General features: G+C 65.9%; 23 protein-coding genes and 1 pseudogene. 11 read left to right on the top strand and 13 right to left on the bottom strand.

The annotated features are described in order from the left end of the window. The 3 genes and pseudogenes from YWC_RS32825 to YWC_RS0114390 all read left to right on the top strand — a co-directional run. A pseudogene (locus YWC_RS32825) lies at nucleotides 1–138 on the top strand (IS110 family transposase); the annotation flags it as partial. A gap of 297 nt (nucleotides 139–435) precedes the next feature. Further along, entirely contained in the window at nucleotides 436–720 is a 285-nt protein-coding gene (locus tag YWC_RS0114395; RefSeq protein ID WP_156923679.1) for a hypothetical protein, read from the top strand. Nucleotides 721–747: 27 nt separating this feature from the next. Further along, a complete protein-coding gene (locus tag YWC_RS0114390) occupies nucleotides 748–1,674 on the top strand; it encodes an alpha/beta fold hydrolase (protein WP_027866016.1) in 927 nt (308 codons plus the stop codon). A gap of 27 nt (nucleotides 1,675–1,701) precedes the next feature. On the opposite strand, the gene alr is transcribed toward YWC_RS0114390, so the two are convergent. Both alr and YWC_RS0114380 read right to left on the bottom strand, forming a co-directional pair. Next, entirely contained in the window at nucleotides 1,702–2,793 is a 1,092-nt protein-coding gene (gene alr, locus YWC_RS0114385; RefSeq protein ID WP_229413106.1) for an alanine racemase, read from the bottom strand. 19 nt (nucleotides 2,794–2,812) lie between these two features. Then, nucleotides 2,813–4,102 carry a D-amino acid dehydrogenase gene (locus tag YWC_RS0114380; RefSeq protein WP_027866014.1) on the bottom strand — a complete coding sequence of 430 codons (1,290 nt, stop codon included), beginning with the start codon at nucleotides 4,100–4,102 and terminating at the stop codon, nucleotides 2,813–2,815. 106 nt (nucleotides 4,103–4,208) lie between these two features. On the opposite strand from YWC_RS0114380, the gene YWC_RS0114375 reads away from it, so the two are divergent. After that, nucleotides 4,209–4,694, top strand: coding sequence for an Lrp/AsnC ligand binding domain-containing protein (locus tag YWC_RS0114375; protein ID WP_027866013.1), 486 nt, complete (start codon nucleotides 4,209–4,211; stop codon nucleotides 4,692–4,694). A gap of 21 nt (nucleotides 4,695–4,715) precedes the next feature. Here the strand turns inward: YWC_RS0114375 and YWC_RS0114370 are convergent, their stop codons facing one another. The 3 genes from YWC_RS0114370 to YWC_RS29400 form a co-directional block, all read right to left on the bottom strand. Next, nucleotides 4,716–5,747 carry a MerR family transcriptional regulator gene (locus YWC_RS0114370; RefSeq protein WP_027866012.1) on the bottom strand — a complete coding sequence of 344 codons (1,032 nt, stop codon included), beginning with the start codon at nucleotides 5,745–5,747 and terminating at the stop codon, nucleotides 4,716–4,718. Between the two features lie 84 nt (nucleotides 5,748–5,831). Next, complete coding sequence (locus YWC_RS29405) at nucleotides 5,832–6,848, bottom strand: peptidoglycan recognition protein family protein (protein WP_084416432.1); 1,017 nt, start codon at nucleotides 6,846–6,848, stop codon at nucleotides 5,832–5,834. A gap of 29 nt (nucleotides 6,849–6,877) precedes the next feature. Then, nucleotides 6,878–7,609 carry a transglycosylase SLT domain-containing protein gene (locus YWC_RS29400; RefSeq protein ID WP_036214390.1) on the bottom strand — a complete coding sequence of 244 codons (732 nt, stop codon included), beginning with the start codon at nucleotides 7,607–7,609 and terminating at the stop codon, nucleotides 6,878–6,880. Between the two features lie 346 nt (nucleotides 7,610–7,955). Between YWC_RS29400 and argJ the strand changes: the two genes are divergently transcribed. From argJ to YWC_RS0114350, 3 genes are read left to right on the top strand one after another with little or no spacing between them, the layout of a single operon-like run. Continuing rightward, nucleotides 7,956–9,194: a bifunctional glutamate N-acetyltransferase/amino-acid acetyltransferase ArgJ gene (gene argJ / locus YWC_RS0114360; RefSeq protein WP_027866011.1), complete on the top strand. Its 1,239-nt coding sequence runs from the start codon at nucleotides 7,956–7,958 to the stop codon at nucleotides 9,192–9,194. Between the two features lie 3 nt (nucleotides 9,195–9,197). Continuing rightward, on the top strand, nucleotides 9,198–10,097 hold the full coding sequence (locus tag YWC_RS0114355) for an ATP-binding protein (protein ID WP_027866010.1): 900 nt from the start codon (nucleotides 9,198–9,200) through the stop codon (nucleotides 10,095–10,097). Beyond that, nucleotides 10,090–10,506, top strand: coding sequence for an NUDIX domain-containing protein (locus tag YWC_RS0114350; RefSeq protein WP_027866009.1), 417 nt, complete (start codon nucleotides 10,090–10,092; stop codon nucleotides 10,504–10,506). The genes YWC_RS0114355 and YWC_RS0114350 overlap by 8 nt, the downstream gene beginning before the upstream one ends. A gap of 169 nt (nucleotides 10,507–10,675) precedes the next feature. Here YWC_RS0114350 and yacG read toward each other — a convergent pair whose 3' ends face one another. From yacG to YWC_RS0114330, 4 genes are all read right to left on the bottom strand, one after another. Further along, nucleotides 10,676–10,858 carry a DNA gyrase inhibitor YacG gene (gene yacG, locus YWC_RS0114345; RefSeq protein WP_027866008.1) on the bottom strand — a complete coding sequence of 61 codons (183 nt, stop codon included), beginning with the start codon at nucleotides 10,856–10,858 and terminating at the stop codon, nucleotides 10,676–10,678. A gap of 18 nt (nucleotides 10,859–10,876) precedes the next feature. Then, on the bottom strand, nucleotides 10,877–11,632 hold the full coding sequence (gene zapD / locus YWC_RS0114340) for a cell division protein ZapD (RefSeq protein ID WP_027866007.1): 756 nt from the start codon (nucleotides 11,630–11,632) through the stop codon (nucleotides 10,877–10,879). A gap of 99 nt (nucleotides 11,633–11,731) precedes the next feature. Further along, nucleotides 11,732–12,355: a dephospho-CoA kinase gene (gene coaE, locus YWC_RS0114335; RefSeq protein WP_027866006.1), complete on the bottom strand. Its 624-nt coding sequence runs from the start codon at nucleotides 12,353–12,355 to the stop codon at nucleotides 11,732–11,734. Between the two features lies 1 nt (nucleotide 12,356). Beyond that, complete coding sequence (locus YWC_RS0114330) at nucleotides 12,357–13,229, bottom strand: prepilin peptidase (protein WP_027866005.1); 873 nt, start codon at nucleotides 13,227–13,229, stop codon at nucleotides 12,357–12,359. Between the two features lie 216 nt (nucleotides 13,230–13,445). Between YWC_RS0114330 and YWC_RS0114325 the strand changes: the two genes are divergently transcribed. Beyond that, nucleotides 13,446–14,816 carry an MBL fold metallo-hydrolase gene (locus YWC_RS0114325; RefSeq protein WP_027866004.1) on the top strand — a complete coding sequence of 457 codons (1,371 nt, stop codon included), beginning with the start codon at nucleotides 13,446–13,448 and terminating at the stop codon, nucleotides 14,814–14,816. Nucleotides 14,817–14,857: 41 nt separating this feature from the next. Here the strand turns inward: YWC_RS0114325 and YWC_RS0114320 are convergent, their stop codons facing one another. Next, nucleotides 14,858–16,225, bottom strand: coding sequence for an enolase C-terminal domain-like protein (locus tag YWC_RS0114320; RefSeq protein ID WP_027866003.1), 1,368 nt, complete (start codon nucleotides 16,223–16,225; stop codon nucleotides 14,858–14,860). 95 nt (nucleotides 16,226–16,320) lie between these two features. Between YWC_RS0114320 and YWC_RS0114315 the strand changes: the two genes are divergently transcribed. Continuing rightward, complete coding sequence (locus YWC_RS0114315) at nucleotides 16,321–17,568, top strand: SGNH/GDSL hydrolase family protein (RefSeq protein ID WP_036214389.1); 1,248 nt, start codon at nucleotides 16,321–16,323, stop codon at nucleotides 17,566–17,568. A 40-nt stretch (nucleotides 17,569–17,608) separates the two neighbouring features. Here YWC_RS0114315 and YWC_RS0114310 read toward each other — a convergent pair whose 3' ends face one another. Then, nucleotides 17,609–19,819: an alpha-glucuronidase family glycosyl hydrolase gene (locus YWC_RS0114310; RefSeq protein WP_229413105.1), complete on the bottom strand. Its 2,211-nt coding sequence runs from the start codon at nucleotides 19,817–19,819 to the stop codon at nucleotides 17,609–17,611. Between the two features lie 263 nt (nucleotides 19,820–20,082). Here YWC_RS0114310 and YWC_RS0114305 point away from each other — a divergent pair, with 263 nt between their 5' ends. Further along, complete coding sequence (locus YWC_RS0114305) at nucleotides 20,083–23,022, top strand: TonB-dependent receptor (protein WP_051306459.1); 2,940 nt, start codon at nucleotides 20,083–20,085, stop codon at nucleotides 23,020–23,022. 23 nt (nucleotides 23,023–23,045) lie between these two features. Beyond that, nucleotides 23,046–23,837, top strand: a complete 792-nt coding sequence (gene xylB / locus YWC_RS0114300) for a D-xylose 1-dehydrogenase (RefSeq protein ID WP_027865999.1) — start codon at nucleotides 23,046–23,048, stop codon at nucleotides 23,835–23,837. A 67-nt stretch (nucleotides 23,838–23,904) separates the two neighbouring features. Here xylB and YWC_RS0114295 read toward each other — a convergent pair whose 3' ends face one another. Both YWC_RS0114295 and YWC_RS0114290 read right to left on the bottom strand, forming a co-directional pair. After that, nucleotides 23,905–24,924: a glycoside hydrolase family 43 protein gene (locus YWC_RS0114295; RefSeq protein WP_027865998.1), complete on the bottom strand. Its 1,020-nt coding sequence runs from the start codon at nucleotides 24,922–24,924 to the stop codon at nucleotides 23,905–23,907. A 28-nt stretch (nucleotides 24,925–24,952) separates the two neighbouring features. Beyond that, on the bottom strand, nucleotides 24,953–26,437 hold the full coding sequence (locus tag YWC_RS0114290; protein WP_027865997.1) for an MFS transporter: 1,485 nt from the start codon (nucleotides 26,435–26,437) through the stop codon (nucleotides 24,953–24,955). Nucleotides 26,438–26,648: the final 211 nt, after the last annotated feature.

The raw sequence follows: 26,648 nt of genomic DNA, 5'->3' as shown, positions 1-26,648 counted from the left end.
TGGGTCCGCTCCATGCTGGAGCGACGACACTCCAACGTCGTGGCGTGCGCACTAGCGAACAAGCTGGCCCGCACAGCCTGGGCCATGGCGGCACACCATACCGAATACAAAATGCAAGAGGCCGTCACATCGCTGTGACGGCCTCCCGAGCTTGCTGTACCNAACCATCTACCTGGTTTTGCGACGCTGATACTGGATGACATGAACGGCACACAGGCCTGACGGATAACCTGGCTAAAAAATCGGCTCATCAAGCCGCGGGCTTTCTTAGGACCCATCAGGCGCGAACTCTCATCGTGGCGCGGAGCAAGTCTCCAACATGACGCCGGATAGATTTGAGCAAGCCAACTACATCATACAAAATCAGCTTGCAAAAAGGAGGGGGACCATAGATTTTTTATGGTCGAGTACCGGCATCGCATGGTGTGGGATTGCATGACATTTCATATCCCAAACACAGGTATGCTGCTCATGTTCGGCTCAAGCTTTCCTGTCATTATGAATGATCTTTCCTACTGGGTTCTTTCATTGACGCTGATAGGCGTCGTTGCGCTGTACCTCATGTTCCGGTTCCGTGGGCAGCGTTGGCCACGCGTGATGGCCGTGACGGCTGCGGGCGCGATGCTGTCGATGTTCGTTGGCGACGGCAGCGCGACTAGCCCCATCCTGCTGACCGGCCTGATCCTGACCATCGGTAGTGCGTCCTCGGCCAGAAAATAGTTGCCGGGCTTCAGAAAGGAGTAACGCGTGAAGCATTTCATCCTGTGGCCGGCGGCGTTGCTCCTGGCCCTGACCGCCGCGTCCTACATCACCCCCGAGCCATTGAGGGAGTCTTTGCTGGCCCTGAATCGCAGCCTCTCCAGCCTTGAAGAGAAGCCCCGCCCTGTCGACGGGCACGAACTCCATTTCCTGGAGGGTGGACGTGGCGAAAGCGTGCTGCTCCTGCACGGCATATTTGTCGAAAAAGACCACTGGGTCGACTTCGCACGCGGTCTCACCGATCGTTACCACGTCGTCGTTCCCGACCTGCCGGGCTTTGGCGAAAGTGGCCGGCACGCCGACCGCAAGTACGATTATGCAGCGCAAACGGAGCGGCTACGGCAGTTTATGGATGCGCTCGGCATCGACCGCGCCCACCTCGCCGGAAACTCCATGGGAGGCACGATTGCCGCCCTGTTCGCCGTCCGCTATCCGGAGCGGGTGGCAAGCCTGGCATTCATCGGTGCGCCCCATGGCATTCGTTCGGCGGCGCCCAGCGAGATGGACAAGTCGATCGATGCCGGCCGGGCGCCACTGGTGGCGCGCAACGCGGGGGAATTCCAGGCCATGCTGGATCTGGTATTTGCGGACCGGCCCCTGCTGCCTTATCCCATCCTCCATGCGGCAGAACAGGAGGCGATTGCCAATGCCGGATCGAACCGGAGGATCTGGGACGAGCAGTTGAAGAACCGCTACCTGCTGCAGGAGCACATCGGCAAGGTGGCAGCGCCGTCCCTGGCACTATGGGGCGCCGAGGACAGGGTATTCGACGTTTCGGGCGCGCAGGCCTTGAAAGCACGGTTGCCGCACGCGGACCTGCGCATCCTTCCGGGGATCGGCCATCTGCCGATGATGGAAGCGCCGAAGGAAACTGCGCGGCTGTATGCGGATTTCCTTGGCAGGCAGGCCGAATGAGGCCGGCGATGCCGGCCCTGGGTCGGTTCAGGTGTAGCGCCGGTGGAAGCGGCTGCCCAGGCGCGTCAGCACCTCATACCCGATTGTCCCCGCCAGCGCCGCCACCTCGTCCACCGGCTGGTGCGCACCCATCAGCTCTACTTCCGAACCAGGCGCCACGCGCTCCGGCGCAATCCCGGTCACGTCCAGCGTGATGCTGTCCATTGACACCCGCCCTGCGATCGGCACCTTGACGCCGTCCACGAAGGCAAACCCGCGTCCCGACAGCGAACGGAGCCAGCCGTCGGCATAGCCCACGGCAATGGTGGCGATGCGCTGCTCGCCGGTGCAGGCGTGGTGCGCGCCATAGCCCACCACGGCGCCATCGCAGACGCTGCGCACCTGCACTACGCGCGCATGCAGCGACACCGCCTGCCTGAGCGGATTCGGCATACCTGGCTGCGGATTGATGCCGTACAGCGCCGCACCCGGGCGCAGCAGGTCGTAGTGATAGGCGGAACCCAGGAACACGCCCGAGGAATTGGCCAGGCTGGCCGGCACGCCCGGGAACAGCTGGCGCAGCTCCTCGAAGCGCTGGCGCTGCGCCTCGTTCAAGGGGTGCAGGGGCTCGTCCGCGCAGGCCAGGTGGCTCATCACGAGGGCAGGGCGCACGCCCGCCAGCCAGTCGCGGTCCTTGGAGAGCGCCAGCAGGTCTTCCGGCGCCAGTCCCATGCGCGACATGCCGGTGTCGAGCTGGATCGCGGCCGGCAGCTCGCGGTCGAGGGTGCGCGCCAGCGCGCGCCATTCCTGGATTTGCCCGGGATCGTTCAGCACCGGCCGCAGGTCGTACTGGAAGCAGTCCTTCGCCGTGCCCGGCGGCGGCCCATGCAGCACGTAGATCGCGCAATCCTCGGGCACCAGCTGGCGCAGGCGGATGCCTTCCTCCAGGTGGGCGGTGAAGAAGGTCTTGCAGCCTACCAGGGCCAATGCGGGCGCCACCTGTTCCATGCCGAGCCCGTAGGCATCGGCCTTCATGACGGCCGCGCAGGCGCCCTTGGTCTTCCCGGCCAGCAGCCGGTAATTGTCACGGATCGCGCCCAGGTCGACCGTCAGCCGCGCCCCGGCGCGGGACGCATCCACAGAATCCACCATCGGCGCGTCAGGCCTTGACCAGTTCGGGCGAAGCGCCGCGTTGCGGGGTGCCGGCGTAGCGGAATACCGCCAGGTCGTCGGCGCGGATGGCCGGCTTCTTGCCGCTGACCAGGTCTGCGATCACGCTGGCCGAGCCGCAGGCCATGGTCCAGCCCAGGGTGCCGTGGCCGGTGTTGGTGAACAGGTTGCGCAGCGGGGTGGCGCCGACCACCGGGGTGCTGTCCGGCGTCATCGGGCGCAGGCCGGTCCAGAAGGATGCCTGGCGGGTGTCGCCGGCGCCCGGGAACAGGTCGTTGACCACCATTTCCAGGGTTTCGCGGCGCGCCGGGTTCAGGACCTTGCTGTAGCCCGCGATCTCGGCCATGCCGCCCACGCGGATGCGGTCTTCGAAACGGGTGACGGCGATCTTGTAGGTCTCGTCCAGGATGGTCGACACCGGCGCACGGCTCGCGTCCGTGATCGGCACGGTGATCGAGTAGCCCTTGAGCGGGTAGACCGGCAGCGTGAACTGGTGCTTGAGCAGCAGGCGCGAGTAGCTGCCCAGCGCCAGCACGTAGCGGTCGGCCATGAGAAGGCCCTTGTCGGTGCGCACGCCGGTGATCTGGTCGCCGGAGATGTCGAGAGCCTGGATATCGGTGTCGAACTCGAAGCGCACGCCCAGGTCGCGCGCCATCGCGGTCAGGCGGGTGGTGAACATCTGGCAGTCGCCGGTCTCGTCGTTCGGCAGGCGCAGTCCGCCCACCAGGGTGCCGTGCGAGCCCAGTGCCGGCTCGGCCTTGCCGAGGTCGTGGCCGAGCAGCAGTTCATAGTCGACGCCGGCGTCCTTCAGGACTTCGATGTCCTTGCCCGCGCTTTCCAGCTGCTGCTGGGTGCGGAACAGCTGGATCGTGCCCAGGCTGCGGCCTTCGTATTCGATGCCGGTGTCGGCGCGCAGTTCGCGGATGCAATCGCGGCTGTACTCGGCCAGGCGCACCATGCGCTCCTTGTTGACGGCATAGCGGTCGGCGGTGCAGTTGCGGTACATCTGCCACATCCACTGGAGCTGGAACAGCGAGCCGTCCGGACGGATCGCCAGCGGCGCGTGCTTCTGGAACAGCCACTTCGCGGCCTTCAGCGGAATGCCCGGCGCCGCCCACGGCGAGGCATAGCCCGGCGAGATCTGGCCGGCGTTGGCAAAACTCGTCTCCAGGGCAGGGCCGGGTTGACGGTCGATGACGGTGACGTCGTGGCCTGCCTTGGCCAGATAGTATGCGGTGGTCACGCCGACCACGCCGCTGCCCAGTACGAGAACGCGCATGAGGAGTCCTGATTAAGAAAGAAGCCGGATTCAGAAAAGATTGCCATGATACAGGTGGTGGTGAAATAATGGTTCCTGTTATTACACACGTTTTCAGTGAAACTTCATGCGCGTCCAGAAGAACTCCCACCGCGTCCTCGACAAGATCGATCTGCACATCCTGTCGATTCTCCAGGACGACGCGCGCATCGTCATGAAAGACCTGGCCGAGCAGGTCGGGCTGTCGCTGACGCCCTGCATCGAACGGGTCAAGCGCATGGAGCGCGACGGCGTGATCGCCGGCTACCATGCGCGCGTCAATCCCCAGGCCATGGGCCTGCAGATCCTGGTGTTCGTCGAGATCACCCTGCACCAGAAGTCCGAAAAAGCCTTCGACCGCTTTCGCCGCGCGATGCTCGGCATTCCCGAGGTAATGGAGTGCCATCTCGTATCTGGGGATTTCGACTACCTGATCAAGGCCCGCATTCCGGAAATGTCCGAGTACCGCCGCCTGCTGGGCGAGATCCTGCACGTGGCCGACGCCGGCCAGTCGAAGAGCTATGTGGTGATGGAAGAGCTGAAAGAGACGCTGGCGCTGTCGATTCCGCGCTGAACAGCACCGCGTCCCTGTCGCTTACGCGTTGGCGGCCTGCGCCTGGATGTTCTGCATGGCCCGGCGCAAGAAGCCGATCACATCGTCGCCGATGCCGGTGCCGAGGTGCAGCATCGGTTCCGTGCTGCCGGCGCGGCGGAACTGCGCCACTACCTCCGGGTCGTCGCCGACCATGTCATGGAACAGCGCGAACCACTGCCGCGTGAGCGCCAAGGCCTCTGCGGACTGCGCATCCGGGTCGGCCCCCATGCATGCGCGGATCTTCATTGCCAGCCCGATCCATTCGTCCGAGTGAGAAGCTTCGTGGCGGCGCATGCGCTGCAGCGTCGCTTCGGGCAGGTAGCGCGCGTAGATGCCGAAGCGCAGCTCGGCGATCGCCGTGCGCATGTAGGCCAGCAGCGCGGGCGTCAAGCCCATCTCCTTCTGCGCTTCCGGATCCTGCCCAGCCATGGCGGTCAGGCGCAGGATGAAGGCGGGGTCGCCGCCGCTGTCGCGCTCCACGCAGCCCAGCCAGCGCTCGGCAAAAGCCCTGGCCTCGCGCGTATCCGGCGCGACGCCGCGATTCATCAGCGACTGGGCGTGGCGCACCAGCTCCTGCCATTCGGCCTGGGCCTCGGGGTTCTGGTACAGCGGCAGCCGCGCCAGTTCTTCCTTCGAAAAGTGTTTTTCGTACATGTTCATCTGCTCCAGGGTAGTTAGCCAGATGGACAGGTCCGTCTCCTCGCCGGCAGCCAGGCGCGAACGCAGGCGCAGCAGCTGTTCGCGCATGTGCCGCGCCTGCGTAATTTGCTGGTCGAGGCTGGAGAGCTGGCGCTCGACGATGGCCAGCGGCGAGGCGGCGGGACTGTCCAGGTAAGCCCCAATGTCGGCCAGCGCCATGCCGAACGCGCGCAGGGCCTGGATCTGCTGCAGGCGCGCCACGTCGTCGCGGTTGTAGAGGCGGTAGCCGGCATCGGAACGCGCGGAAGGCGAGAGCAGCCCGATGCTGTCGTAATGGTGCAGCGTGCGGACCGTCAGGCCGGCGCGCGCCGCAAGTTCTCCCACTTTCAACATCGAGCTTCTCCCCCGTCTTTATGCGTAGCGCTACTCTGGACCCTCACCTTGCGTGAGGGTCAAGCATCTTCGCACACCGCCGGCTTACCAGACCATCTTGTTCCAGGTGTTGTCGCCGACGACGCCGTCGGCGCTCAATCCCTTCGAGGTCTGGAAGTTCTTCACGGCGGTCGCCGTGGCCGGGCCGAAGGCGCCGTCCACCGTGATGCCGGCGCCGCTCTCGTTGAGCTGGCTCTGCACCGCGCGCACCTTGGCGCCCGAGTCGCCCTGCTGGGTGAGGATGGTCAGCGCCGGCCAGGTCGCGTTGCCGACCACGCCGTCCGCGCCCAGGCCATGCGAGGACTGGAAGTTCTTCACCGCGTTCTGGGTCGTGGTGTCGAAGCTGCCGTTCACGGTGAGCGTGTAGCCCCACTGCTGCAGCAGGTACTGGATGGTGCGCACGCGCTCGCCCGTGTTCCCGTACTGGACCAGCGGCCAGGTGGTGGTGGTGCCGCCGCCCGAGGTGCTGCCGGCCACCAGCGACTTATAACGCGGCCAGTCCCAGCCCGAGCCCGGGTCGGTATGGCTCTGGCTGGCGTAGTTGACGTGGCCCTTGACGTTGTACAGCGAGTCCGAGGGCACGGCGCTCCAGCCGCTGCTGCCGTCATACACCTTCTGCGCCAGGCCGCGCGAGGCGAGGATGTCCTTGGTCAGCGCCGCCGAGGCGTTGTACATCGCGGTGGTGTACCAGGCGGATGGGTTGGCGACGTAGCCCTCGTGCTCGATGCCGATGGTGTAGCCGTTCGAGTTCCCCACGTGCCAGGCCTTGTCGGCCTCGCGCACCATCTGGGTCACCTGGCCGTCCGAGGAGCGGATCACATAGTGGGCGCTGACGCCGGCGCTGCAGTTCTGGAACCAGGAGATCGAGCCGGCGTAGGAGCCCTGGGTGGTGTGCACGGTCACGTGGCTGACCGAGGCGGTGCGGGCGGAATAATTGCAGCTGGCGGCCGGGTTCCAGATGGCCGGCGGATAGTCGGTGGAGGCAAGCGCCGGCTGGGCCGACGCGATCAAACACAGGCCAGCGAGGAGCCTGGCAAATGAGCCGCGCATCATGTTCTTCATGGATGTTGTCTCCGTATTCTGCTTCGTTATTATTTGTTCGGGGTGTCAACGAAATCCGGCGCCGAAATCTTCGGATCGGGCGTGCCGGTTTCCACCGTGATGCGGCGCGCGGACAGCTTGCGCAGCCGCTCCTTGCCGTAGGCTTTCTCCATCTCGACGTGCTTCTGGTCGATCTCGAACTTGTCGCTGCGCCGGCCCTGGCGGATCGCGGTCAGCACTTCGTAGCTGTAGATCTTCGCGATCTCGGGCTGCGGGATGCCGCTGTAGCGGGCCACCGCGCTTTCCCAGTCCGCGAGCGGGAAGCCCTTGTTCTTGCGGGCGCCGTAGTGGGCGAGCAGGGCGGCGGCGGCGCGGATGTTGGAACGCGTGTCCGAGGCGGCCTGCTCCGGCGTGACGCGGATCAGGGCCGCGCCTTCGCGCAAGGAGTGGCCGAAGTGATTGTCGTCGCGCAGGCCCATGATGCCGTAGCTGATCGGCATGCCCTCGTGCGATTCGACTTCGACCTCGGGCTCGCCGTTTTTCTTGAGCTGGCCGTTGGGGACGTGCGGGTGCCAGCGCGTTTCGGCGTAGGCGATCGACTGCAACAGTTCGACCGGCACGTTGAATTCGTTCGAGGCTTCCCGGAAGTACTGCTTGTACTGTTTCGCCGATGTGGTCAGCTCGACCGGCTTGCCGTCGGCGAAGGCGAGTGGCGATGCCGCCGCTCCCGCGAGTGCTGCACATAGCACGGCCGCCAGCCGCGCCTTGACGCTTTGCTTCATTGTTGTCTCCAGTCTTGTTTGAATAAGCTCCGGCATGGGGCCGGAAAGGGTGCCTGGAAGGACGCAAGAACATGCCGTTTCCAGGCCTGTCGAGTATATGCATACTCCAGATCGGGAAACGGTAAGGGTTTGATTTAAAGCAATATTTCGGCAGAAATGAATCGTGCTCAATGCGCCACTAAAAGTCGGTACATACACGCAGATTAAGAGGGTGTAAGTGGGGGTTATCGCTTTATGCGCACCGCATAAAAGCGGGCGCGACACCCTGGCCGGACAGGCCTGCTCGCCGTACCCGCCGCTGGCAGTACAATATCGGATTACCTATCTTTTCTTTTAAGAGATCGCCATGGCCGTCAATTCCCCCCTGCCAGTCGCAGCCGACCTGAAACCCGTCAACGGCATTGAAATCGGCTTTGCCGAAGCCGGTATCAAGAAGCCCAATCGCAAGGACCTGCTCGTGATGAAGCTGGCCGAAGGTGCGACCGTGGCCGGCGTCTTCACCACCAACCGCTTCTGCGCCGCGCCGGTCCAGGTGAGCAAGGCCAACCTGGCAGCCGTCGCGAATGGCGGCAAGCCGATTCGCGCACTGGTGGTCAACACCGGCAACGCCAACGCCGCCACCGGCGAGCAGGGCCTGGCCAACGCGCAGGCCACCTGCGCCGAAGTCGCGAAGCTGCTCGGCCTGGACGCGCAGCAGGTGCTGCCGTTCTCCACCGGGGTGATCCTCGAGCAGCTGCCGATCCAGAAGATCGTGGCCGGCCTGCCGGCTGCCGTGTCGAACCTGAAGGCGGACAACTGGTTCAACGCCGCCGAGGCGATCATGACCACCGACACCCAACCGAAAGCCGCCTCGCGCACCGTCACGATCGGCGGCCATCTTGTTACCATGACCGGCATCAGCAAGGGCGCGGGCATGATCAAGCCGAACATGGCGACCATGCTGGGCTACCTGGCGATCGACGCGCGCGTGGCGCAGCCGGTGCTGGACGAACTGGTGAAGCACGCGGCCGACCATTCCTTCAACAGCATCACCATCGACGGCGACACATCGACCAACGATTCCTTCATCGTCGTCGCCACCGGGGCGGGCAGCCTGAGCATCGATGCCGCCAGCGGCCTTGAATACGAAGCGTTGAAGGAAGCGGTCACCGACATCTCGCGCAACCTGGCGCAGCAGATCATCCGCGACGGCGAAGGCGCGACCAAGTTCATGACCATCGCGGTGGAACAGGGTGGGAGCGTGGAAGAGTGCCGCAAGATTGCCTACTCGATCGCGCACTCGCCGCTGGTCAAGACCGCCTTCTTCGCCTCGGACCCGAACCTGGGCCGCATCCTGGCCGCGATCGGCTACGCCGGCGTCGACGACCTGGATACCACCAAGCTGGATCTCTACCTGGACGACGTGTGGGTGGCCAAGGCCGGCGGGCGCAATCCGGACTACAAGGAAGAGGACGGCCAGCGCGTCATGAAGCAGTCCGAGATCACCGTGCGCGTGACGCTCGGCCGCGGCGACGCCACTGCCACCGTCTGGACCTGCGACCTGTCGCACGACTACGTCTCGATCAACGCCGACTATCGCTCGTAATCGATGACGCCTCTGGAACAGTTCCTGCACCGCGCCGAAGCCCTGCTGGCGCGGGTCGAAGCGGTGCTGCCGCCCGCGCTGCCGCGCGAGCCGGACTGGAAGCGCAGTTTTGCCTTCCGCTGGCGCAAGCGCCCTGGCGGCGCCGGCGGTGGCGGCAAATACCTGGCGCCGGTGCTGCATGCCTCGACCATCCGGCTCGAGGATTTGCAGCACGTCGACGCCCAGAAACGTGCGATCGAGCAGAACACGAAGCAGTTCGTGCTGCGCCGCCCGGCCAACAACGTGCTGCTGACCGGCGCGCGCGGCACCGGCAAGTCCTCGCTGATCAAGGCCTGCCTGAACGGCTTCGCCGAGCGGGGCCTGCGCCTGATCGAGGTGGACAAGGCCGACCTGGCCGATTTGCCCGACATCGTCGACCTGGTGGCGGGACGGCCGGAGCGCTTCGTGATCTTCTGCGACGACCTGTCCTTCGAAGAAGGCGAGGCCGGCTACAAGGCGCTCAAGGTGGCGCTCGACGGCAGCATCGCAGCAGCTTCGGACAATGTGCTGATCTACGCGACCTCGAACCGGCGCCACCTGATGCCGGAAAAGATGTCGGACAACGCCGGCTACACCCATGGCGACGACGGCGACCTGCATCCGGGCGAGACGGTCGAAGAGAAGATCTCGCTGTCGGAACGCTTCGGCCTGTGGCTCTCCTTCTACCCCTTCAAGCAGGACGACTACCTGGGCATCGTCGCCCATTGGCTGGCCAGCTTCGGCTGCACGCCGGAGGAAATCGAATCGGCGAGGATGGAGGCGCTGCAGTGGGCCTTGCAGCGCGGTTCGCGTTCTGGCCGGGTGGCGTGGCAATTTGCGAAGGACTATGCTGGCAGGCTGCCGGATAAAGAATCTGATGAATGAAGTGAAGGCAAAACCGGTCGACGTCGCGGTCGGCATCCTGATGCGCCCCAACGGCGACGTGCTGCTGGGCCAGCGTCCGGAAGGCAAGCCCTATGCCGGCTACTGGGAATTCCCGGGCGGGAAAGTCGAAGCGGGCGAGGACATCTTCCACGCGCTGCAGCGCGAATTCGTGGAGGAACTGGGCGTGCGGGTGCTCAGCGGCGATGCCTGGTGCTGCGTCGAGCACGTGTACGAGCATGCGCACGTGCGCCTGTACTTCTACATCTGCCGCGAATGGGAGGGCGAGCCGCAAAGCCTGGAAGGGCAGGCCTTCGCGTGGCAGGGCGGGTACAGCGTCAGTCCATTATTGCCGGCGACGATACCCTTGCTGGAGTGGCTGGACAAGGTGCGTTACGCGACGCTGGAATAGCTAGGAAAACCTTAGCACCACCGACTCGTCGTACCCGCCACTGGCGGCTACGACTTCCGGCGAAGGCCGGAACCTAATTTCACGTTCGTGGCGGCTCAATGAAATTGGATCCCGGCCTTCGCCGGGATGACGTTCCAAGGCTGCTGGTCGGAACGACGTTAACGCTGGGTCAATCTTCCGTCGGCTTGTCGTCCTGCGGATCGTTGGTGGACGCGCCGGGAATCGTGTACTTCTCTTCGGCCCAGGCGCCCAGGTCGATCTGCTTGCAGCGTTCCGAGCAGAACGGGCGGTACTTGTTCGCCGGGGTCCATTCGACCTTGGTGCCGCAGGTCGGGCAGGCTACAACAGTCATCTTTGTCTCAATCGTGAATCAGAAATTACACAGGGTCAGGTTGAAGGGCACGTCTGTTTCCAGCGCCTTCGGCTTGCAGTCCCCGTCCTGGGTGGTGAAGCGAACCCACAGCATATACTTGTTGGCCGAGATTTCGGGAATCGCGCCGAGCGATTCGTCGATCGACAGGCGCAGCATCTGGTAGATCTTTCCCTGCAGCATCTGCTGGTAGCTGCCTCCCACGGCGATCATCTTGGCCGGGCCGCCGGAATCGCGCAGCAGGCGCAGCACCAGGGCCAGGGCCTCGAACAGCGGCGCCAGCGGGGCGAACCAGCCCATGATATCCGATTGGCGCTGCTGCGCGGGGCGGTGCTGCCAGGCGTAATACGAGGGCAGGTCGAACTCGCAGGCGCCGCCCGGGATGATGGTGCGGCCGCGGATGCTCATCAGCCATTCGTTGTCGCGCACGTTCTGGCCGGTCTTGCCCTGGCTTGCTACCAGCGCGCCGCTGACGGTATCCAGCTCGGCCAGCACGGCGTCGAGCGTCTCGGTGGCGACGTTGGGATTGCTGCGGTAGGACAGCAGGCTCTGCTTTTGACGCTCGAGTTCCTGCAGCAGGTCGGACTTCAGGTCGGCACGGCCGGCCACTTCCAGCATGTCGAAGATCGTGGCGAGGGCCACGTGGTGCTGCATCGGGTGCTCTTGTTGCACAAAGAACTTGAACTTCTCGTACAAATCTTCCAGCCGCAACAACGTGCGAATCCGCTCGTTGAAAGGATATTCGTAGACGATCAAAATGACATTCCTCTGAATGTAGGCTGGCGAGCAACCCCGTGATTCTGAACCATGCTGCGTAAAATTACAAATCCCGCATTGACCTAATTCAATTGTTTTTTACGTTCGTCTGCTCTGGGATAAATACATTGCGTGCAAAATCTCGACTTGCGGGCGTAAAGCGTCCAGTCCGTCGTCGTTGACGATGATGTCGTCGGCCGCCGCCCGGCGCTGTGCGCGGGTGACCTGGGCGGCCATGATGGCGCGAACCTGTGCTTCGGTGATGCCGCTGCGGGCCATCACCCGCGCCACCTGCAGCTCCTCGGGGCAGTCGATCGCCAGCACCCGGGTCACGCGCTCGCGCCAGGTGCCCGATTCGATCAGGAGGGGCACGACGAAGATCACGTAGTCGCCGCTGGCGATGGCGGCCGCGGCCGCGGTGGCGTCGCGGATGCGCGGGTGCAGGATGGCCTCGAGCCGCGCGCGCGCGGTGGCGTCGCTGAACACGAGGGCGCGCATCCTGGCCCGGTCGAGCGCCCCCTCGGGGGTGGCGAAGTCCTCGCCGAACTCGGCGAGCAGGGCCGGCATCGCCGCGCCGTGCGGGGCGGTGAGCGCGTGGGCGATCTGGTCGGTATCGATGACCGAGGCGCCGAGGGCCGCGAACATGTCGGCCACGGTGCTCTTGCCGCAGCCGATGCCGCCGGTCAGGCCGACGGAGAAAGCGAGCTGATGTGGGCCGTCCATCTCAGCCGGCCACGACGGCCTGCAATTGGGCGCTGATGGCGCTGCCGTAGAGCAGGGCGATCAGGCCGGCGGCCGCCAGGTAGGGGCCGAAGGGAATCGGCTTGTCGCGGCCGCGCTTGGCGAACACGATCAGGCTGATGCCGACGATCGCGCCGACCACCGAGGACAGCAGGATGATGGTCGGCAGCATCTGCCAGCCGAGCCAGGCGCCGAGCGCCGCCAGCAGCTTGAAGTCGCCATAGCCCATGCCTTCCTTGCCGGTGACGAGCTTGAACAGCCAGTACACCGACCACAGCACCAGGTAGCCGGCGGCGGCGCCGACCACGGCGTCCTGCAAGGGAACGAAAGTGCCGTGCAGGTTCACCAGCAGGCCGGCCCACAGCAGCGGATAGGTCAGGTCGTCCGGCAGCAGCTGGGTGTCGATGTCGATGAAGGTCATCGCCACCAGCAGGAACAGGAACAGCAGGGTCGCCAGGCCGGCCAGGCCGCTGCCGAAGGTCCACACCAGCACGCCCGCCAGGATGCCGGTCAGCAGTTCGACCGCCGGGTAGCGCGCCGAGATCGGCGCCTTGCACTTGCGGCACTTACCGCGCAGGGCCAGCCAGCTGATGACCGGGATATTTTCCAGCGCCGTGATCTGGTGGCCGCAGTGCGGGCAGGCGGAACGCGGCACCATCAGGTTGTAGCGGCCGGTATGCGGCGGCTCCTTGCCGCTCTCCTGCGCCACGTAGTTGTCGGATTCGCGCTGCATCATCTTCGGAATCCGGTGGATCACCACGTTCAGGAAACTGCCGACGAGCAGCCCGAACAGGGCGGCCACCAGGGTGGCGCTGAGTGTGGCCGGCGGGGCAAACAGCAGGGATTCCATGGGCATGGCGGCAGGGTCCGATCAGAAAGCAGGGGCAGATGGCGGAAAAAGATTCTTTACATCAATCTATTGTAGAGGTTTCCCTTGATTTGGCGAAGCATCTGCACCTCGCCGGGAATGGTGGTGTGGTATGCCGTCCCTGCGCACGATTGTGAGGGATCATGCCCGCTCCGTGGCGCGCGGCTACGCTGGACCTTGATAGAGCCACTCCAGGTGCCTGCGATGCCACGCGCAACATTTACTTTCCTGAACCATGCCTGTTTCATGGTCCGCACCGACGGTGCTCTCCTGGTGTCCGACCCATGGCTGGAAGGCGCGGTGCTGGGCGAGGCCTGGAGCCTGGTCGACGGCGCTAGCAGCCATGCGGCCCTGCTCGACATCCTGAATAGCGCCGGCGTGCCCGTCTATATATGGTGCTCGCGTGCCCAACCCGACCATTTCTCGTTGCCGTTCCTGCGGCGCTTCCGGAGCGAATTCCGCGGCATCGCCACCTTCCTCTACCGCCCCGGGCGCGACATGCGCATCGGCGAGGAACTGCGGCGCCAGCGCCTGCCGGTGGCCGAATGCCCGGACTGCGTTACCGTGGCGCTGGCCGGCGACCTGCGCCTGACCGCGCTGGCCAACGGCGACGGCGACTCCGCCTGCCTGATCAGTTGCGGCGATCGCAGCATTCTCAACCTCGGCGACCGGGCGCTGGCCACCGAGGCCGCCTGCCATGCGGCGGCGCCGCGCATCGGGCGGGCGGCCTCGCGCATCGACCTGCTGCTCACCGGTTTCGGCAGCATGGGCTGGTGCGGCAACCCGGAGCAGTTCGCGGTGCGCGAGGCGGCCGCCAAGGCGGCGGTGGAGCGCCTGGCGCTGCAGGTCGAGCGTTTCCGGCCGCGGCTGGTCGTGCCGATCGCTTCGTTCGCACGCTTCGCGCGGGCCGACAACGTCTGGCTCAACGGCGGCCGGCTGTCGCCGCCCGAGCTGCTCGAGCTGTCGCGGCTGGAAAACCTGCGCGGCGTGATCCGTTTCCTCACCCCGGGCAGCAGCATCGACCCGCAGCGCGACACGCCTGGCACGCTCGGGGGCGCGCACGAGCGCGCGCTGGAGCACTGGGCCGAGTGCTGGCGCAAGCGCCCGCCGCCGCTGCCGCGCCCGCCGCAGGCCTCGCTGGGGGAACTGAAGGCGGCCTTCGCGCGCTACCGCGAGCGCATTGCGACCACGATGCATGTGCTGCCGCGCCTGCTCGAGACGGCCGGGCCGCTAAGGCCCCTGCTCGTGCACCTGCCCGACCTGCGCCAGACCGTGGAGCTGTCCTACCGGCACGGGTTCCGCCTGAAGCCACGCGAGACGGCGGCCCACGTGGCAATGTTTTCGGGAACGGCACTGCAGCTGCTGCGCTCCGAGGATGGCTTCGACACGGTGTATGCGGGCGGCTGCTTCTGGACGCTGCGGCGCAGTGGGCTGTCGACCTTCGGGCGCTTTTTCCTGCCGCAGCGCATGGGGCGGCGCGGGGCCGACCGCCACCGGCCGCTCAGGATGGGCGGCTACCTGTGGCGGGCGCTGGTGGGAAGAATGGCAAGGCAGTTGCAGGCGGCGCTGCGCTGAAGGCCGCCGCGGGCGCCGCCGTGTGCGCCCGCGTGGAACGGTCAGCGCGCGTAGCTCGGACGCTTCGGGTCGTAGGTCCAGTCCGGGAACAGGTAGCGCATCGCCATCGCGTCGTCGCGTGCGCCCGACGCCACCTTCTTGTACAGGAGGTGCGCCTGCTCGATGCGCGCCATGTCCGGTTCGATGCCCAGGCCCGGGCGCTCCGGCACCGCCACCTGTCCGCCGACGATCTGCAGCGGCTCGCGCGTCAGGCGCTCCTCGCCCTCCTGCCAGATCCAGTGGGTGTCGATGGCGGTGATCATGCCGGGCGCCGCGGCGGCGACGTGGGTGAACATGGCCAGCGACACGTCGAAGTGGTTGTTCGAGTGCGAGCCCCAGGTCAGGCCCCAGTCGTGGCACAGCTGGGCCAGGCGCACCGATCCCTGCATGGTCCAGAAATGCGGGTCCGCCAGCGGAATGTCGACCGCGCCTAGCAGGTGCGAATGGCCCATCTGGCGCCAGTCGGTGGCGACCATGTTGGTCGCGGTGGGGATGCCGGTGGCACGCCTGAATTCGGCCATGATCTCGCGTCCGGAATAACTCTGCTCGGGGCCGCACGGGTCTTCAGCATAGGCCAGGATGTGGCCCTGGCCGCGGCAGGCGGAGATTGCCTCTGCCAAGGACCAGGCGCCGTTCGGGTCGAGCGTCGCGCGCGACTCCGGGAAGCGGCGCTTGATGGCCGCCACCGCCGCGATCTCTTCTTCCGGCCGCATCACGCCGCCCTTGAGCTTGAAGTCGCGGAAGCCATACCTGTCGACGCTGGCCTCGGCCAGGTCGGCGATTCTCTCCGGCGTGAGCGCTTCTTCGGTGCGCAAGCCGTACCAGTCATCCGCGCCGCTGCCGGGAGCATAGGGCAGGTCGGTGCGCTTTCGCTCGCCGATGTAGAACAGGTAGGCCAGCATCGGCACGTGGCTGCGCTGCCGGCCGCCGCCCAGCAGTTCGCAGACCGGCACGCCCAGGTGCTGGCCGAGCAGGTCGAGCAGGGCGGCTTCGACCGCCGTGATCACGTTCTCCAGGCGCAGGTTGATCTCGTGCGGCTGCGCCAGGAGGGCCGCTTCCGCATGCGAGGTGACCTGGTGGTTCGGCCCCGCGATGGCGCCGCGCAGCGTGTTCAGCGTGTGGTTGTAGCGGGCGATCGGGGTGCCGGTTACCAGCGGCACGAGGCGCTCCAGCGCGCGCAGGATGCCGCTCGATCCCGGCACTTCACCCATGCCGGTGTTGCCGGCGCTGTCCTTCAGGAGCACCAGGATGCGCGTGAAGTAGGGCCCATGGGCGCCACACAGGTTGAGCAGCATGCTGTCCATGCCGGCCACCGGGATCACGTGCATCTCGGTGACGGTCGGGCTGGCGTGTCGCTGGATCGGATTCATCGAAGAGTCTCCTTGCAAGCAAGGATGGAACTTGCTCGTAACATTAGTATCAAATAAAATGGTTGCGCTAACATAACCAGTGTGAAGGAATTGCGATGGCGCGTCAATCGATTCTGGCAGCCGCGCTGGCTGCCGTACTGCTGGCCGGATGTGCCAGCGCTCCAGGGCGTCCAGGCGCCTCCCATTGGGTGGCCTCCTGGGGAACGGCACAGATGGTGCCCGGCGCCGAGCACGAGCTGGCGCCCGCCCAGTGGCGCGACGCCACGCTGCGCCAGGTGCTGCGGGTGTCGCTGGGCGGCGAACGCCTGCGCGTCAGGTTCAGCAATGCCTTCGGCACCGAGCCCTTGGTGATTGGCGGCGCCAGCATCGCGCTGTCGGGCGGGCCGGGCCGTTCCACGATCGACCCGGCCAGCAGCCGCGCCTTGCGCTTCGGCGGCGCCGCCTCGGTCACGATCCCGGCCGGCGCCGAGTACCTGAGCGACCCGGTCGACCTGCCTCACAGCGCCGGAAGCGACCTGGCGGTGTCGATCCACTACCCGGCCGCTCCAAGCCGCCAGACCAGCCACCCGGGCGCCCGCGCCACCAGTTTCATCGCGCCGGGACAGCACCTGGCATCTGCCGAGCTGCCGCAGGCGTCCAGCTTCACGCGCTGGTACCAGCTGGCCGGGATCGAGGTCGAGGCCGGGCCCGGCGCGCATGCCGTGGTGGCGATCGGCGATTCGATCACCGACGGCTATGGCGTCGCGCCGGACACCAACCTGCGCTGGACCGACGGCCTGGCGACCAGGCTGCGCCAGGCCGGCATGACGGGAGTCGGCGTGGTGAATGCGGGAATCGGCGGCGGCCGCCTGCTGCGCGATGGCCTCGGCCCCAACCTGGTTGCGCGCTTCGAACGCGACGTCCTGGAGCGGCCGGGCGTGCGCCATGCGATCGTCCTGGTCGGCGTGAACGACTTCGGCGGCCTGCACCGGAGCGGGCAGGACAGCCCGGCCGCACGCGCGCAGCTGCTGCTTGATATGAAAGAGGCGCTGCGCCAGTCGGCGTCGCGTGCCCAGGCGCGCGGCGTGTGCGTGATCGGCGCCACCATCACCCCTTACGCCGGCAGCGAGTACTACCACCCGAAGGCGCCCAACGAACAGGATCGCCTGGCCTACAACGACTGGATCCGCCGCTCGGGAGTTTTCGACGGAGTGATCGACTTCGATGCGGCGCTGCGCGATCCGGCGCGGCCGGATCACCTGCTCAAGGCGTATGACAACGATGGGCTGCATCCGAATATGGCGGGGTACCAGGCGATGGCGGAGGCGGTGCCGCTGGCGTTGCTGAAGGACTGCCGCCGTTGAGATACGGTGGACGGCTCCGCCGTCCACCGTATGAACTCATTCAACCGTTACCGGGCGCGTATGGAAAACGCTGCGCGCGGTAGTACTCCAGCGACTGCGCCGGCGCCTTCGCCCCGGCCGGCAGCGCCCGTCCCGACACGTGCATGAAATACGCCAGGCAGGCATCGCGCCACCACTGCGCCTCGACGCGCTGCTGGGCCAGGCGCTGGGCGGTGTCGTTCCAGCGCTGGGCGTCTATCACCCCACGCAGCCCATTCCAGCGTTCCTGCATGCGCCCGACCTCGAGCACACCACGGTCGTAGCGCGCCACCAGCTCCTCCCACAGCGTGCGGTTTGAAGGCATGCGGTAGTCCCAGGGCAGGTGGTGGAACCACAGCAGCAGTTCGGGCGGCGTGGTGGCCGGGTTGGAGAAGCGGCGCGCGACTTCGGGCGCGTACTGGCTGACTGCATTGCTGCCGCGCGCCGTGCGGTCGAAGCCGATGCCGTCGCGGCCGGCGCGGTGGTAGTACACCGGGTTCCAGTCGGGACGCTCCAGGTTGTCCACCCAGGGTCCCGGGCCATGGTGGTGGCCGGTGTCCATCAGGTGGTGCAGGCCGAGCGGCGTCATGTAGTCGACCACTGCCTCGCGCGAGGCCATCATCATGGCGACCACCGGGTCGAGCACCTGCCTGTCCGGCGAGAAGGTCTGCGCCGCCCACTCACGCGCCACGGCGCCGGCGTCCAGCATCGGATCCCAGGCCATGCGTCCGAATACGTACCAGTTGGCCTGGTCGAAGACCGAGCCGGACCAGGTACGGCTGCTGCCGATATTCGCCACGCCGGCGATGCCGCCGACGCGTCCCTTCTGCGCGCCCTGCAATGCCTGGGCCACGGTGAGAGCTTGACCGCCGGCGCGGGTGTCGGCGCGCAGGGTCTCCTGGAACATCGGGCCGAGGTAGGCCTGGTGGGTGGCGAAACCGAGGTACTCCTTGGTGATCTGGAATTCCATCATCAGGCGGGTGTCGGGCATGGCGCCAAACAGCGGATGGAAGGGCTCGCGCGGCTGGAAGTCGATCGCGCCGTTCTTCACCTGCACCAGCACGTTGGCGTCGAACTTGCCGTCCAGCGGCTTGAACTGGTCATAGGCGTGGGCGGCGCGGTCGTGCTTCGGATCGTCACCCAGGCCCTTGCGCTTGCGCGCCTCGGGCGGCTCGTACACGAAGGCACGCCACATCACGGTGCCGCCATGCGGCGCCAGCGCGCGCGCCAGCATGTTGGCGCCGTCGACGTGGTTGCGGCCATAGTCCTGCGGGCCGGGCTGGCCTTCCGAGTTGGCTTTCACCAGGAAGCCGCCGAAATCGGGGATGCTGCGGTAGATCTCGTCGGTCTTGCGGCGCCACCAGGCGGCCACCGCCGGGTCGAGCGGGTCGGCGCTGGCGGTCTCGCGCAGGTCCAGCGGGGTCGACCAGCGCACCGAGAGGAACACCCGGATGCCGTAGGGGCGCAGGACGTTCGCGACCGCGGCGGCCTTGGCGATGAAGGCCGGGCTCAGTACCTCGGCCTTGGCATTGACGTTGTTCAGCACCGTGCCGTTGATGCCGAGCGAAGCGTTGGCGCGCGCATAGTCCAGGTAGCGCGGATCGACGATGGCGGGCAGTTCCCACCAGTTCCAGATCGATTGCCCGGCATAGCCGCGCTCGACGCTGCGGTCCAGGTTGTCCCAATGGTTCAGCACGCGCAGCGGCAGGGCAGGGTTCGAGACCAGCGGACTGCGCACCAGGGAGGCGGCGCTGCCGTCCTGCAGGGCGCGCAGCCATGCGAAGCTGCCATACAACAGGCCGATGTCGCTCTTCGCAGTGATCAGGAAGACGTCCTGGTTCTGTAGCCGGGTGCGGGCAAGCAGGTAGCCCTCCGGGCCGATGCGGTCCAGGGAGCCGCGCAGCTCGGTAGCCAGCCCTGCGGGCAGGCCGTCGCTGCGCGCCAGCACCACGCTGCCGGCGCGCACGGCGCCGACAGTCTGCGGCACCCGGCCCAGCATGCCGCCCAGGGCGCGCTGCAGTTCGGTGCGTGCGGCCAGCACGGTCGGGGTCTCGGGCGCCAGCGTGACGATCGCGCTGGCTGGCACTGCGGCTGCCTGGGCGGCCGGCAGGGGGCGATAGCGTTGCCAGAGTTGGTAGCCGTCTTCGTCGGCGCGGGCGGCGGCTGTGAATATGGCGCCCAGCAGCAAGGCTGCCAGGGCGCGAACCAGCACGGATGCGAGGGATCGCTGCAAGATAGTCTCCGTCGTTTTGTTGTCCGGCCTAGTTGCGCCTGACGTATGTTGGAATCCGGATGTTAGCGCAAACTTTTTCAAACAGTAACTAATTTCTCGTGTGCGCCACGCTTTTTCGGCGGCTCGGTGCGTCGCAAATATATTAGTTGACAAGTATAAAAGTTGAAGTTTAGACTAAAAATGATTGCGATAACATTTATGTTATTGAAAATGTTGATCGCGTCGCCGACAACATATTGCATAAAAATACTCAGGAGACAATCATGGTCCAGCAGCGATTCCTGCGCCCCGGTCATACCGGCGGCCGCATTCTTCAACTGACCATCCTCGCCGGGCTGGTCTCGGCAGCGTACGCGCAGGAGGCGGCGCCAAGCGCCCAGGGCGCGATCCAGACCGTGCAGGTAACCGGCTACCGCGGCAGCCTGGAAACCTCGGCGCGCGACAAGCGCGAAGCCACCGGCTTCCAGGATTCGATCTTCGCCGAGGACCTCGGCAAATTCCCCGACACGAACATCGCCGAATCGCTCAACCGCATCCCGGGCGTGCAGGTGTCGCGCGAGATCACGGGCGAGGGCGTCAACATTCAGATCCGCGGCCTGGGCACCAGCTTCACCAAGGTCCTGCTGAACGGCGCCCCGATCGCGGTGGCCTCCACCGGCAGCACCGACAGCCAGAACACCAACCGCGAGGTCGACCTCGACCTGCTGCCGACCGACCTGTTCACCAAGCTCACCGTCAGCAAGAGCCCTTCGGCGTCGCTGCTCGAAGGCGGCGCCGCCGGCGTGGTCGACATGCGCAGCGCGCGTCCTTTCGACCGCAAGGGCAGCTACGTCTCCGCCAACCTGGGCGGCACCCGCAACCAGGTCGCCGGCAAGTGGGGCAACCGCGGCTCGGTCCTGGCCAGCAAGACCTTCGACAACACCTGGGGCATCCTGGGCGGCGTCGCCTGGAACAAGTCCAAGGTGCAGGCCACCGGCTACGAGACCATCGGCCTGACCAACCCGAACCTGACCGCGGCCCAGAACGGCAGCCCGACCCGCAACAACACCGGCGGCGGCAACTGGACCATCCCGGCGACCGTCCCGAGCAATGCCGGCAACGGCCTGACCCCGGGCGCCGCCATCGACCAGGCCTTGCTGCTGGCCCGTAACCCGGGCCTGAGCATCCAGCAGATCGACAACGCCCTGATTCCGCGCCTGGGTCGCCAGATGGCGCAGTACGGCGACAAGGACAAGGTCACCGCGATCCTGTCCGGCGAGTTCCGTCCGAGCGCCGGCCTGCACTTCTACGTCGATACCATGTACAGCGAGAAGGACAACGACCTGCAGCGCATCGATACCAACTGGATCGGCCGCAACGGCGCCATCATCCCGCTGGACATGAAGGTCGACCGCAGTGACTGCGCCAACGGCTGCGTGGTCGAAAGCGGCACCTTCGCAAACGCCCAGTTCTTTGCCGAATACCGTCCCTATATGGAGAAGGTGCGCCTGAAGGGCGTCAACCCGGGCATGGAATGGCAGCTCGGCGAGAAGCTCAAGCTGAACGCCCAGCTGAACTACACCAAGTCGGAGTTCTCGCGCGAGTCGCCCACCGTGCTGCCGGTCACGCCGGTCAACGCGGGCAATACCGTGAGCTTCACCAATGGACCGATCCCGCGCATCGTCAGCTCGATGGACATCACGAATCCGGCCAACTACCGGCTCGACACCGCAAACGGCGCACGCGTCAACCTGCAGCAGGAGCTGCGCGAGACCAGTACCAAGGGCTTGCGTTCCGACCTGACCTGGGGCGACAGCGACTTCAGCGTGAAGGGTGGCTTCGCCTACGACGACATCCTGCGCCGCATCACCGCGCGCGACAACTCGACCGCCTGGCAGAACCTGATCTGCGGTAACGTGGCCGGCTGCCAGGGTGCGGGCACGATCGGCGCGCGCGTGGGCGAGTACCTGCGCCGCGGCCCGAACGGCCTGATCGAAGTCGACTGGCAGCGCTTCGCGGGCGACACCAACTACCAGCAGCTGCTCGACCAGGCGCCGATCACCGGCGCGGCCAATACCGGCGCGGCCACCGGCTTCATCCAGGAGAAGACCAAGGGCGTGTTCCTGCAAGCCGACGGCGTCACCCGGCTGGTGGGCTACCAGCTGCGCTACAACGCCGGCGTGCGCTACGTGCGCACCGAACAGAGCGTGGGCGCCTACAACTCGGTGGCCGACCCGCGCAACGCCAGCCTGCCGGCCGGCGCCACGCCCTTCCCGAACGTGAACCAGTGGGTCTATGTCGACAAGACCTACAGCAATACGCTGCCGTCCGCCAGCGCCGCCCTCGACCTGGCGAAGAACGTGGTGCTGCGCGCCTCGGCCTCGCGCTCGATGACCCGCGCCAATCCGGAAGCCCTGCGTCCGGGCATCAACTTCTCGAACCCGTCGGCCGACATCGGCAGCCTGGGCGCACCGAACCTGGCGCCCTACATCTCGGACAACCTGGACTTCGGCGTCGAGTGGTACACCGGACGCGAAGGCTATGTCGCTGCCACGGTGTTCCAGAAGACGCTGAACGGCTTCACGGTCAACCAGAACAATACCCTGCCCTTCAGCGCCCTGGCCCAGTACGGCGTCACCTACGAGAGCGTGACCCCGACCATGCAGCAGGCGCTCGACGCCCGCGGCGGTCCCGCCAACGCCAACGTGGTGATGACTTCGCAGCGCAACGCCGGCGGCGAACTGAAGATCAAGGGCCTGGAGCTGGGCTGGGTGCAGCCGCTCGACAAGCTGCTGCCATGGCGCGGTTTCGGCTTCTCGGAAACCCTAACCCTGATCGACCAGAAGGCGACCGGCGAAGGCACCCAGGGCTTCGTGGCGCTGGGCGTGCCGAAGAAGAGCAACAACTTCCAGCTCTACTACGAGAACCATGGCTTCATGGCGCGCCTGTCGCACACCTATTCGCAGGGCAGCCAGATCTCGGGCCTGAACCAGAACGGCATCGCCGCCGCGGCCTTGTACAGCGACGACTTCAAGCAGCTCGACTTCTCGTCGCAGTTCGACCTGGAGAAGCTGTTCGACCGCGACGGCCTGCCGACCCTGAGCTTCGACGTGGTGAACGCGACCGACACCGTGCGCCGCGCTTACTTCCAGTTCTCGAACGCCACCTTCACCAGCTACAAGCCGGGCCGCACCATCTCGGTCGGCATGCGCATGAAGTTTTGATGGAGGCCGTTTCAAGAGATCCCATGCCAGACAATAAAGAACAGGCATTCACGTACGCCGGCTATCCCGACCTGGCCGGCAAGCGTGTCATCGTCACCGGCGGCGGCAGCGGCATCGGCGCAGAGCTGACCGCCGCCTTTGCCGGGCAGGGCGCGCAGGTCTGGTTCCTCGACATTGCCGAGGACGCCTCGCGCGAGCTGGAAACCGCGCTGGCCGGTGCGCGGCATGCTCCGCGCTTCGTGCGCTGCGACCTGACCGACCTCGACGCACTGTCCGCCGCCATCGCCGCCATCGAGGAGGAGGCCGGCGGCGTCGACATCCTGCTCAACAATGCCGCCAACGACGACCGTCATGCGATCGACGAGGTCACGCCAGGCTATTGGGACAACCGGATGAACGTGAACCTGCGCCACCAGTTCTTCGCGGCCCAGGCCGTGGTGCCGGGCATGAAGCGGCGTGGCCAGGGTGTGATCCTGAACCTTGGTTCGATTTCCTGGCACCTGCCGCACACCCGGCTGGCGCTGTACATGACGGCCAAGGCCGGGATCGAAGGCCTGAGCCGCGCGCTGGCCCGCGAGCTTGGCCCGCACGGCATCCGCGTCAACACCATCGTGCCGGGCGGCGTGCGCACGCCGCGCCAGCAGGCCCTGTGGCATGATCCGGAGGAAGAAGCGCGCATCATCGCGGGCCAGTGCCTGAAGGAGCGCGTCGAGATGCAGGATGTTGCTGCGCTGGCGCTGTTCCTGGCGTCGAGCAATGCGCGCCGCTGCAGCGGACGCGAATACTTCGTGGATGCGGGCTGGTACGGCGCCTGAAGGGCAGGCCATTCACAAACGACAAAGGGCGCCAGCGGCGCCCTTTGCTTTTGTTCCTTCCCGGATGCTAGCGCTCGCCGTAGGGCGAGATCGTGAGGATGTTCCCCTGGTCGTCGTAATGCAGCTCGGTGACTTTCACGCTGCGCAGGTGGGTCACGCCTTCCGACAGGCTGCTGTCGTGGTAGAACAGGTAGCTGCGGCCCTCGAACTCGCAGATCGAATGGTGCGTGGTCCAGCCGATCACCGGCGTCATGATCTGGCCGCGGTAGGTGAACGGACCGTAGGGGCTGTCGCCGACCGCATAGCAGAGCAGGTGGGTATTGCCCGTCGAGTAAGAGAAGTAATACTTGCCGTCGTGCCGGTGCAGCCAGGGCGCCTCGAAATAGCGGCGCTCGTGGTCGCCGGCGAGCAGGGGCTGGCCGTCCTCGTCGAGGATGAGCACTTCGCGCGGCGCTTCCGCGAATTCCTTCATGTCGGAGCTCAAGCGCGCCACGCGCGGGGCCAGCGCTTCCTGGCTCGCATCCGGCTCTTCATTCGCTGCGTCGTACGCATTGTCGCGGTACTTCTGCAGCTGCCCGCCCCAGATCCCGCCGAAGTACATGTAAAAGGCGCCGTCGACGTCTTCGAACACGGCCGGATCGATCGAATAGCTGCCTTCGATCGGCTTGGGCTCGGGTACGAAAGGACCGGCCGGGTGCTCGCCGACGGCGACGCCGATCTGGAAGATGCCGTCCGGGCGCTTGGCCGGGAAGTACAGGTAGTACTTGCCGTCCTTGCAGGCCGCATCCGGCGCCCACATCTGGCGTTCGGCCCAGGGCACGTCCTTGACGTGGAGGGCGACGCCGTGGTCGACCGCTTCGCCGCCCGGATGGTCGAGCGAGAGGACGTGGTAGTCCTCCATCGCGAAATGGTCGCCGTTGTCGTTGAAGGGGATGCCGGCTTCGATGTCGTGCGAGGGATAGATGTAGATCCGGCCGTCGAAGACATGGGCGGAAGGGTCGGCGGTATAGATATGGGTGACGAGCGGAGCGGAAATGGCGCGCGCCTTCAGTTCCTGCACGCGCTCGGTGTCGATGATTTCGGACATGTGGTGCCTGTTTGTCGTTTGAAGAAAATCAGTGCTGGGTGGCGGCGCGGCGGTCGCCGAGATCGCGCTCGATCTGCAGCTCGACCGACTTGCGGATGTCGTACAGCGCCAGGCTGGCGACGCCGAGCAGGAAGGGAATCGAGGCCCATACGCTGACCGACAGCAGGATGCCGTTCGCCGTCTCGGGCGCCTGGGCCGGCAGCGACGCGTCATACCCGTAATGGGACAGCAGGGCCGCGACCAGGGCGCCGCCGATGCTCAGGCCCGCCTTGAGGCCGAAGATCATCGCCGAGAACAGCAGGGCGGTGGCGCGCCGGTTGTTCTTCCATTCCGAGTAGTCGGCGACGTCGGCGATCATGGCCCACAGCAGCGGGATCGTGATGCCGTAGAAGAAGCCGTGCAGCAGCTGGCACAGGAAGACCGGGCCGATGGACTCGGGCGGGAAGAAGTACAGGGCCAGCATGAAGGAGGTCGAGACCAGCAGCGCGGCGCCGAACACGTCGCGCTTGCCGAAGCGGTCCGCCAGTGGCTTGGAAAAGCCGATCCCGATGATCATCATGATGATGCCGACGGCATTGAACACGCTGAAGCCCGAGGTGGCGGCATCTTTCGGCCAGTGGAAGGCGGTCAGGCCGACGCTGGCGAGCACCGCGTTCAGCCCGGCGATGAAGCCATTGAAGCCGATGTTCTCGAGGAAGGCCGCGAGGTGCGTTTCGCTCAGGTAGGAGTTGAAGTAGTAGACGTAGGTGCCGCCTTTCAGGGCCAGCGTGATGAACACCAGGATGGTCAGCACCAGCATCACGACCCAGGGCCGGTTGCCCAGCAGGTCCACGATGTCCTGGCGGATGCTGGAACGCTGCGTCGGCGCCGGCACCACCCGCTCGCGGGTGGTGGAGAAGGTGATCAGGAAGAAGACGGTGCCCACGATCGCGAATACGGTCATCACGTTCTGGAAGCCGAGCGCCTTGTCGCCGCCGCCCGCGATCAGCACCAGCGGCAACAGCAGGACCTGGATGATGAACTGGGCGACCATCACGGCGGTGAAGCGGTAGGCCGACAGGCTGTTGCGTTCGGCCATATTGCCGGTCAGGACCCCGCTCAGGGCCGAGTAGGGCAGGTTGTTGGCCGAGTAGACCAGCATCAGGAGAATGTAGGTCAGCAGCGCATAGACGATCTTGCCCTGCTGTCCGAGATCGGGCGTGCTGAAGGCCAGCAGCGCGGTGAGCCCGAAGGGGATCGAGGTCCACAGGATCCAGGGACGGAACTTGCCCCAGCGCGTATGGGTGCGGTCGGCCAGCAGGCCCATCAGCGGATTGAAGCAGGCGCCGACGATGCCGCCGACGAAGATGATGGAAGCCGCTGCGCCGGGGCTGACCTTGTATACGTCCGTGTAGAAGAAGGCGATGAAGGTCAGCAGGGTCTGGAAGATCAGGTTGGCGGCAAGGTCGCCCACGCTGTAGCCGAGCTTTTCGACTACGCCCAGCCGTGAAGGGGTCGCTTTTGGATTGCTCATAGTGTCTCGGATATCGTTATAAGTCAGGCGTCTGACGCGCCGGAACCAGTCGCTACCATTTATATATCACTAAATGATAGCGCTAGCATTTATCCGAGTATGGCTGAGGCTTAGTACGGAGTCAACTGCCGAGAAGGGTGGAAACGAGACGGCGGCACGGTCGGCGCTATTTGCTTCGCGCCTGCCCGTGCCGCCGTGTGGGTTTGCTGCT

The sequence above is a fragment of the Massilia alkalitolerans DSM 17462 genome, assembly GCF_000427785.1.
GTDB lineage: Bacteria > Pseudomonadota > Gammaproteobacteria > Burkholderiales > Burkholderiaceae_D > Telluria > Telluria alkalitolerans.
Note: the sequence above shows the minus strand (reverse complement) of the source record. Positions and strands in the feature narration are given on the sequence as shown.

Coding starts and splice junctions, on each gene's coding strand:
- YWC_RS0114395 (WP_156923679.1), top strand. CDS start 436: ATGACATTTCATATCCCAAACACAGGTATGCTGCTCATGTTCGGCTCA.
- YWC_RS0114380 (WP_027866014.1), bottom strand. CDS start 4,102: ATGCGCGTTCTCGTACTGGGCAGCGGCGTGGTCGGCGTGACCACCGCA.
- YWC_RS0114375 (WP_027866013.1), top strand. CDS start 4,209: ATGCGCGTCCAGAAGAACTCCCACCGCGTCCTCGACAAGATCGATCTG.
- YWC_RS0114370 (WP_027866012.1), bottom strand. CDS start 5,747: ATGTTGAAAGTGGGAGAACTTGCGGCGCGCGCCGGCCTGACGGTCCGC.
- YWC_RS29405 (WP_084416432.1), bottom strand. CDS start 6,848: ATGAAGAACATGATGCGCGGCTCATTTGCCAGGCTCCTCGCTGGCCTG.
- YWC_RS29400 (WP_036214390.1), bottom strand. CDS start 7,609: ATGAAGCAAAGCGTCAAGGCGCGGCTGGCGGCCGTGCTATGTGCAGCA.
- argJ (WP_027866011.1), top strand. CDS start 7,956: ATGGCCGTCAATTCCCCCCTGCCAGTCGCAGCCGACCTGAAACCCGTC.
- YWC_RS0114355 (WP_027866010.1), top strand. CDS start 9,198: ATGACGCCTCTGGAACAGTTCCTGCACCGCGCCGAAGCCCTGCTGGCG.
- YWC_RS0114350 (WP_027866009.1), top strand. CDS start 10,090: ATGAATGAAGTGAAGGCAAAACCGGTCGACGTCGCGGTCGGCATCCTG.
- yacG (WP_027866008.1), bottom strand. CDS start 10,858: ATGACTGTTGTAGCCTGCCCGACCTGCGGCACCAAGGTCGAATGGACC.
- coaE (WP_027866006.1), bottom strand. CDS start 12,355: ATGGACGGCCCACATCAGCTCGCTTTCTCCGTCGGCCTGACCGGCGGC.
- YWC_RS0114330 (WP_027866005.1), bottom strand. CDS start 13,229: ATGCCCATGGAATCCCTGCTGTTTGCCCCGCCGGCCACACTCAGCGCC.
- YWC_RS0114325 (WP_027866004.1), top strand. CDS start 13,446: ATGCCACGCGCAACATTTACTTTCCTGAACCATGCCTGTTTCATGGTC.
- YWC_RS0114320 (WP_027866003.1), bottom strand. CDS start 16,225: ATGAATCCGATCCAGCGACACGCCAGCCCGACCGTCACCGAGATGCAC.
- YWC_RS0114315 (WP_036214389.1), top strand. CDS start 16,321: ATGGCGCGTCAATCGATTCTGGCAGCCGCGCTGGCTGCCGTACTGCTG.
- YWC_RS0114305 (WP_051306459.1), top strand. CDS start 20,083: ATGGTCCAGCAGCGATTCCTGCGCCCCGGTCATACCGGCGGCCGCATT.
- xylB (WP_027865999.1), top strand. CDS start 23,046: ATGCCAGACAATAAAGAACAGGCATTCACGTACGCCGGCTATCCCGAC.
- YWC_RS0114295 (WP_027865998.1), bottom strand. CDS start 24,924: ATGTCCGAAATCATCGACACCGAGCGCGTGCAGGAACTGAAGGCGCGC.
- YWC_RS0114290 (WP_027865997.1), bottom strand. CDS start 26,437: ATGAGCAATCCAAAAGCGACCCCTTCACGGCTGGGCGTAGTCGAAAAG.